Raw genomic sequence first — 7355 nt, forward strand, 5'->3', positions numbered from 1 at the left:
GCCGTGGGGTTCCGCTCAGCGGTGCTCGAGGTACGTCGTGCAGGTGGGCGAGACCGCGCGGTCCGGGTGGTGCAGGACGACGACGTCGCCCGCGGACCAGACCCGCTCGAAGCCGAGCCGCTCGGCGCGGGCCAGCGCCTGCTCCGGGGTGAGGGGGTCCCAGCCGCCGAGCTCGGGCACCGAGGTGTCCACGATCATCCACGTGGCCAGCTCGTCGCCGATGTCCCCGTGCAGCCCGACGTGGGTGCGGGCCGTCAGGTGCGGCACGGCGTTGTCGGCGGCCTCGACGCACACCCCGTCCGGGATCAGCCCGACCGCGTGGTCGAGGTCGCGGGCGTGCTGCGTCATCGTCATGTCGCCGGCGATCGTGCGGTGCAGCGGGTACACCTGCGGGAAGAACGCGGTGCCGATCAGACCGGCGGCCAGTGCCGCGGAGACGAGGACGGCGGGCAGCCGGCGCAGCGTGTCCCGGCGTCCGGCCAGCCGGTGGGCCGCCTCGAGCGCGGCCATGAGCAGCAGCGGGGCGAGGATCGCGTCGTACTGGTACACGGGGGCCCACACGTTGAGGCGGTCGTTGAACAGCCGCGAGAGCAGGATCGGCAGGGCCATCAGCGTGAGCGGGCTCAGGACCGGCAGGAACAGCAGCGGGACGAAGTGCAGGAGCCAGAGGGCCACCTTCAGCGGGTGGTCGAACAGCACCGCGACGGCGTTCCACGGCTGGGTCAGCAGGAACAGGACCGAACTGCGCATGTCCGGGCCCAGGGCGGTGAACTGCCAGTAGCCGAACGCGCCGGTGGGGGAGTAGTGGGGGATCACCACGGACGTGGCGAACCAGTAGCCGAGCACGCCCAGCACGGCGGTGACCGCGGCCTGCGGCCAGAAGCGACGGATCGCCATCACCAGGGCCACGGCCAGCAGGGTCACGCCCATGTCCTCTCGGACCGTGAGCAGCAGCGCCGCCAGGCCGGTGGCGAGCCACGCCCGCTGCCCGTCCAGGGCCCACACGAGCCAGGCGAGGATCGGCACGCCGAGGGTGACCTCGTGGAAGTCCCAGTTCACCATCGCCTGGAAGGGCCAGGAGAGCAGCAGGGCGGCGACGGCGGCCAGGGCCACCCCGTGTCCCGCGCGACGACGGGCGAACAGGTACACCGGCACGGCGGACGCGGCGAGGGCCAGCGCCATGACCACGCCGAGCATGCGGGGGTCCGGCCATACCCAGTAGAAGGGCGCCAGCAGCGCGAGGATCGGGTGGAAGTGGTCGCCGAGGATGTGGAAGTCCACGCCCTTGACGGAGCTGAGGGGGGCGTTGAACAGCGCGTACTGCCGCACCACCTGGTCGAAGATGCCCAGGTCGTAGCCCTTGGCCTCGTAGGTGGCGTACCGGAGGAAGGAGTGCGTCACGTACAGGGCCGCGGCCGCGACGAGCAGGGCGGCCAGCTGGACGCCCTCGCGACGGGTCACACGGACCTCGGGGACGGCGGGTCGCGGGGCGCGGAGCCAGGAGCGCAGACGGTCCAGGACGGTCTCCTTCGGGCGGTCGTCGGGCGTGCTCGGACGGCTCCGCCCCTGGTCTGGGTGCCCCAGGAGGGATTCGAACCCCCGACCGGCGGATTAGAAGGCCGCTGCTCTGTCCAGCTGAGCTACTGGGGCTGGGCCGTGTCAGTCTAACGGCCGCCGGCCGCGGCGCCGTCGGCTCCTGCACAGTCGCCCGGGGACCTCCGCGCGTCCCCAGACCGGCCCCGATCCTGCCGGGGTGCCCCGCGGTGGGGTTGTCTGGCCATGGCGGATCAGCCGATGCGCCGACGACCCGCCCCGGCGCCCACCGGGGCCCAGCCCAGGAGGCACACCATGCAGGACCTCATCACCGTGCGCGGCTTCGTGGCCACGGACCCCGCCACCCGCCACACCGCATCGGGGGCCGCCGTGACCGGCTTCCGCCTGGCCACCACCGAGCGGCGCTTCGACCGCGAGACCGCTGAGTGGGTGGACGCCCACACCAACTGGTACAGCATCTCGGCGTTCGGCCAGCTCGGCTCGAACACCGCCCAGTCCGTGAAGAAGGGCAACCCCGTGATCGTCACCGGTCGACTCCGGGTCCGCGACTGGTCCTCGGGCGAGCGCTCCGGCACGTCCGTGGACGTGGTGGCGGACGCCGTCGGGCTGGACCTGGGCTTCGGCTCGGCGGCGTTCCAGCGCAGCCAGCGCGCGGCCGTGCCGCGCCCCGAGTCGGCCCCGCGCGACGACGACGCGTCGGGCGGGCGGGCCGGCGCGGTCGGCGACGGGTTCAGCGCGGGCCTGCCGGACGGGTTCCAGGGTGGCGACGCCCCGGCCTCGCCCGGCCCGGACGAGTCGGACGCGGGCGCCCCCGGGCGCGAGCCGGCGGCGGCCGGCGTCGCCTGACCACGGGGCGGCACGGAGCACGGAGGGGGAGCGGGCTCGGTGGTCGCGGGATCGGCACGATGAGTGGAATCCCGCGGCCACCGACTAGCCTGGGCCGCATGGCGGAATTCATCTACACGATGGTCAAGGCCCGCAAGAAGGTGGGCGACAAACTGATCCTGGACGACGTCACCATGTCGTTCTACCCCGGGGCGAAGATCGGCATGGTCGGCCCCAACGGCGCCGGCAAGTCGACGATCCTGAAGATCATGGCCGGGCTGGACGAGCCCTCGAACGGCGAGGCGCGGCTCTCTCCCGGCTACTCGGTGGGCATCCTGATGCAGGAGCCCAAGCTGGACGAGTCCAAGACGGTGCTCGAGAACGTCCAGGAGGGCGTCGGCGAGATCTACGGCAAGATCCAGCGCTACAACCAGATCTCCGAGGAGATGGCGAACCCGGACGCGGACTTCGACGCCCTCATGGAGGAGATGGGCGAGCTGCAGTCCGCCATCGACGCCGCGGACGCGTGGGACATCGACTCCCAGCTCGAGCAGGCGATGGACGCCCTGCGCACGCCCCCGGGGGACGAGCCGGTCACGAACCTCTCCGGCGGCGAGAAGCGGCGCGTCGCACTGTGCAAGCTGCTGCTGGAGAAGCCCGACCTGCTCCTGCTCGACGAGCCCACCAACCACCTGGACGCCGAGTCCGTGCTGTGGCTCGAGCAGCACCTGGCCTCCTACCCGGGCGCCGTCATCGCCGTCACCCACGACCGGTACTTCCTCGACCACGTCGCGGAGTGGATCGCGGAGGTCGACCGCGGCCGCCTCTACCCGTACGAGGGCAACTACTCCACCTACCTGGAGACCAAGCGTGCCCGCCTCGAGGTGCAGGGCAAGAAGGACGCCAAGCTCGCCAAGCGCCTGGCCGAGGAGCTCGACTGGGTCCGCTCCAACACGAAGGGCCGTCAGGCGAAGTCCAAGGCCCGCCTGGCCCGCTACGAGGAGATGGCGGCCGAGGCCGAGAAGACCCGCAAGCTGGACTTCGAGGAGATCCAGATCCCGCCGGGCCCGCGGCTGGGCACCGTCGTGATCGAGGCCAAGGACCTGAAGAAGGGCTTCGGGGACCGCGTCCTCATCGACGGCCTGTCCTTCTCCCTGCCCCGCAACGGCATCGTCGGCGTGATCGGCCCGAACGGCGTCGGCAAGACCACCCTGTTCAAGACCATCGTCGGCCTCGAGCCCCTGGACGGCGGTGAGCTGAAGATCGGCGAGACCGTGAAGATCTCGTACGTGGACCAGTCTCGCTCCAACATCGACCCCGAGAAGTCGCTGTGGGAGGTCGTCTCGGACGGCCTGGACTACATCAAGGTCGGCAACGTCGAGATGCCCTCGCGCGCCTACGTGTCCGCGTTCGGCTTCAAGGGCCCGGACCAGCAGAAGAAGGCCGGCGTGCTCTCCGGCGGTGAGCGCAACCGCCTGAACCTGGCCCTGACCCTCAAGGAGGGCGGCAACCTGCTGCTCCTCGACGAGCCCACCAACGACCTCGACGTGGAGACCCTGACCTCCCTCGAGAACGCGCTGCTCGAGTTCCCGGGCTGCGCCGTCGTCGTCTCGCACGACCGCTGGTTCCTGGACCGCGTGGCCACCCACATGCTGGCCTACGAGGGCACCGCGGAGGACCCGGCCAACTGGTACTGGTACGAGGGCAACTTCGAGTCCTACGAGGCCAACAAGGTCGATCGGCTCGGCCCCGAGGCCGCCCGCCCGCACCGGATGACGCACCGCAAGCTCACGCGCGACTGAGCCGACGCGCCCCCGGGCGCCGCGCCGACGACGGCCCGCCGCGATCACGTGATCGCGACGGGCCGTCGTCGTGTCGGGGCGGGGTCCACGTCGACCACGACGAACGGTGCGCGCGGCGCGGACGGCGAGCCGCCTCACCCATGGCAGGGCCCGATCGGCAGTCTCACCCCCTGCGAACCCGCCGGGTCAGCGCCGCCAGCTGCGGCGCAGCACCGTCCGCAGGGCCATGCGCTGGGCCGCGCCCCGGGCCCGTGCCCGCCGGGCGGCGGCCCCCTCGGGCAGGCGGATCATGCCCTCCTGGGCGACCGTGGCCACGAGCGTCCCGTCCTCGGTGAACACGGCGCCCGTGCCGAGGCCGCGCGCGCCCTGGGCGCTGGGGGAGTCCTGGACGTAGAGCAGCCACTGGTCGACGCGGGCGGGCCGGTGGAACCACATCGCGTGGTCGAGGGAGGCCACGGACATGCCGGGCTGGATCCAGGCGACGCCGTGCTGCCGCAGGATCGGCTCGAGGAGCGTGTAGTCCGAGGCGTAGGTGAGCGCCGCCAGGTGCAGCGCGGGGTCGTCCGCCAGGGGCGTGAAGGTCTTCATCCACACCATGTTGCAGTTCTCGGTCTCCGCGGCCGGCTCCACATAGATGGCCGGGGTGACATGGCGGATGTCGAACGGCCGGGACCAGGCCCACTCCTGGGCCACGGGGTGGTTGATGGCGCCCAGCACGTCCGCCGTCGTGGGCAGGTCCTCGGGCCGGGGCACTCCCTCCGGCATGGCCACCTGGTGGTCCAGCGCGCTGCCGGCGGGCTCCTGGAAGGAGCAGGTCAGGGCGAGGATGGCCTTCTCGTTCTGGGAGGCCAGCACCCGGCGGACGGAGAAGGAGCGGCCGTCCCGCAGCGTCTCGACGGTGAACGTGATGGGCTGCAGCGCGTCCCCGGGGCGGATGAAGTAGCCGTGGAGCGAGTGGGCGGAACGGGCGGCCGGCACCGTGCGGGAGGCGGCCGCCAGCGCCTGGGCGAGCACCTGGCCGCCGAACACCCGGCCGTGCGTCTGCCGGGGGGTCGTGCCCGTGAAGCGGACCTGACCCGTCACCGGGTCCGGCGCGGCCGGCGTCAGCTCCAGGATCCCCCGCAGCGTTTCGGTGGGGTCCTTCGGGGCCGAGGCCGGGCGGACCGGTGCGTGACCGGGGCGGGGACGGGGATGGCGCTGCGGCACGAACGGCTCTCCTTCGACATGGATGGACCCGCGACGGCGGGGCGGCCCGGGACGCGACGGACCTGGGACAATGCTTGCATGACCGAGCACCCCGCCGCCGCCCCCGTCCTCCGCTTCGTCGACGACCGCGCTGTGCGGGACCTCGAGCAGCTGGCCAGCCGCGCCCGGCGCGTCGCCGACACGGGCATGCGTTTGCACGTCGTGCCTGAGGCGGGGCGCTCCCGCACCCCGATGCTCGCCCAGTGGGTCTCCGTGCTGCAGCCGGCCGGGCTCGGAGACGGGGTGCCCGTCGTCCTGGGGCTGCGCACCGTGCCCCTGGCGACCGCCCACGGCGTGGCGGACCTGGACGCCGTCGTCGCCCTGGGCTCCGTCACCGAGCGCACCGCGCGGATGCGCGGCCAGGACCCCGTCGACCTGGCATTCGCCGTGCCGCCGGGCCGCGAGCACGTCACCTGGACCGCGCTGACCCCGCCCCGCGGCGGCTGGACGCCCGTGGCCGAGGTCGCCGATGAGGAGCTGGCCGAGGTGGCCACGCGCGGCGCCGACGCCGTGCGGGACGCCCTGCCCGAGAACCCGGGGGAGGCGCTGGTCCGCAGGGTCCGGGCGCAGATGTGGGGACCCCTGCTCGGGGGCGAGGCGCTGCAGTTCCCGGCCGGCATGGCCTTCGGCGCGCACGCGCTGGGCTTCCTGCGGCCCGGCGGCCGCGCCCGGCTCAGCACGGCGGGGCCGTGGACGCGCCTGGACACCCCCGGCGGCTTCGTGCTGGGCCGCCCCGCCATGGCGGTGTGAGCCCGCGCCCGGCGCGTCGAAATCGCAGCCGGGCGGCCGGTCAGGCCGAGTTCTGCAGGGAGTGGGCGGCCCGCTCCAGATAGTCCCAGAGTTCGGCCTCGTGCAGCGGGGACAGGCCCAGCGTGTCGACGGCGGCGCGCATGTGCCGCAGCCATGCGTCGCGCGCGGCCGGGTCGATCCGGTACGGGGCGTGGCGCATGCGCAGGCGGGGGTGGCCGCGCTCCTCGGAGTACGTCCGCGGTCCGCCCCAGTACTGCTCCAGGAACATGAGCAGCCGACGCTGGGCGCCCTCGAAGTCGTCCTGCGGATACATCGGGGCGAGGATCTCGTCCTCACGCACGCGGGCGTAGAACTCGGCGGTCAACCGGTCGAACGTCGGGCGGCCGCCGACGGCGTCGTAGAAGCTGGTGGCCTGACCGGGCGCGGCCGGGGCTGCCGGGGTCGCGCCGGCGGGGCCCGCCGTGGCGTCGCGGGCGCGCACCTGGTCCACCGGGGCGGGGGTGCCCTCGTGCATCACCGGCTCGACCTCGGTGGGCCGCTCCGCCAGGCCCGTCACACGGGACGGGCCCTTGGCGACGCGCGGCCGCAGCACCGCCAGGGGGGCGCCCAGGCGCGCGGAGTGGTCCGGCAGCGTCGGCGTGCCGGTGGGCGGGGCCTCGGGGCGGGCCGGCTCGACGGCGACCGGGGCCGAGAGCGAGTTCGCGATGAAGCACAGCCGGTGCGCCTCGGCGTGGAGGGCCTCGGCCCGCTCCCGGTCGGCCTCGTCCTGCAGCGTGACCTCGGGCCGCAGCGTGATCGCGGTGAACCGACCGGCGCCGTCGCCGTCCACCTCGAGCTCGCCCTCGACCCCGCACGTCATCCCCGTGACCACGACCCCGGAGGTCGCCGCGACATGGAGGTACGAGAGCACGTGACACTCGGCGAGCGCGCCGAGCAGGAGGGTCTCCGGGTTCCACTTCGAGTCATCGCCGCGGAAGGGGCGGGCGGCCGAGGCCTGGATCTCGCCGACAGCGGCGTCCTGGATCACCACGGAGCGGTCGTAGTCGCGGACGCCGGAGGTGCCCGAGCCGCGGTCGCCCGTCCACTCGGTGCGCAGGGAGAAGGTGTGCTTCATGGGTTCCAGCCTAGCTGTAAGAGGTCATGACGTTGTTGACTCGGGCCGGGGCCAACGAGGCCGGT

6 protein-coding genes, 1 tRNA gene and 1 pseudogene are annotated in these 7355 nt (G+C 73.3%); 3 read left to right on the forward strand and 5 right to left on the reverse strand.

Annotated features, from left to right (window positions below):
- Positions 1–15 precede the first annotated feature (15 nt).
- Complete coding sequence (locus NR072_RS06395; protein ID WP_061867776.1) at positions 16–1461, reverse strand: DUF2079 domain-containing protein; 1446 nt, start codon at positions 1459–1461, stop codon at positions 16–18.
- 115 nt (positions 1462–1576) lie between these two features.
- Positions 1577–1650 (reverse strand) — tRNA-Arg (locus NR072_RS06400).
- A gap of 198 nt (positions 1651–1848) precedes the next feature.
- On the opposite strand from NR072_RS06400, the gene NR072_RS06405 reads away from it, so the two are divergent.
- Positions 1849–2400 carry a single-stranded DNA-binding protein gene (locus NR072_RS06405; protein WP_036381125.1) on the forward strand — a complete coding sequence of 184 codons (552 nt, stop codon included), beginning with the start codon at positions 1849–1851 and terminating at the stop codon, positions 2398–2400.
- Positions 2401–2498: 98 nt separating this feature from the next.
- Entirely contained in the window at positions 2499–4181 is a 1683-nt protein-coding gene (gene ettA / locus NR072_RS06410; RefSeq protein ID WP_036341629.1) for an energy-dependent translational throttle protein EttA, read from the forward strand.
- Between the two features lie 186 nt (positions 4182–4367).
- Here the strand turns inward: ettA and NR072_RS06415 are convergent, their stop codons facing one another.
- The gene (locus NR072_RS06415; protein ID WP_036341631.1) at positions 4368–5387 is read right to left on the reverse strand and encodes an acyl-CoA thioesterase II; all 1020 of its coding nucleotides are present in this window, start codon (positions 5385–5387) and stop codon (positions 4368–4370) included.
- Positions 5388–5465: 78 nt separating this feature from the next.
- Here NR072_RS06415 and NR072_RS06420 point away from each other — a divergent pair, with 78 nt between their 5' ends.
- Positions 5466–6176: a hypothetical protein gene (locus NR072_RS06420; protein WP_036341633.1), complete on the forward strand. Its 711-nt coding sequence runs from the start codon at positions 5466–5468 to the stop codon at positions 6174–6176.
- A gap of 40 nt (positions 6177–6216) precedes the next feature.
- Here NR072_RS06420 and NR072_RS06425 read toward each other — a convergent pair whose 3' ends face one another.
- Positions 6217–6690, reverse strand: coding sequence for a globin (locus NR072_RS06425; protein WP_167754995.1), 474 nt, complete (start codon positions 6688–6690; stop codon positions 6217–6219).
- Positions 6691–6858: 168 nt separating this feature from the next.
- Positions 6859–7290 (reverse strand): annotated as a pseudogene (locus NR072_RS06430) (OsmC family protein); the annotation flags it as partial.
- Positions 7291–7355: the final 65 nt, after the last annotated feature.

The sequence above is a fragment of the Micrococcus sp. Mcc89 genome, from assembly GCF_024519795.1.
Classification (GTDB): Bacteria; Actinomycetota; Actinomycetes; order Actinomycetales; family Micrococcaceae; genus Micrococcus; species Micrococcus luteus.

Excerpts from the sequence above, each read along its gene's own strand:
- NR072_RS06405 (WP_036381125.1), top strand. The coding sequence starts at position 1,849 with ATGCAGGACCTCATCACCGTGCGCGGCTTCGTGGCCACGGACCCCGCC.
- ettA (WP_036341629.1), top strand. The coding sequence starts at position 2,499 with ATGGCGGAATTCATCTACACGATGGTCAAGGCCCGCAAGAAGGTGGGC.
- NR072_RS06420 (WP_036341633.1), top strand. The coding sequence starts at position 5,466 with ATGACCGAGCACCCCGCCGCCGCCCCCGTCCTCCGCTTCGTCGACGAC.
- NR072_RS06425 (WP_167754995.1), bottom strand. The coding sequence starts at position 6,690 with ATGCACGAGGGCACCCCCGCCCCGGTGGACCAGGTGCGCGCCCGCGAC.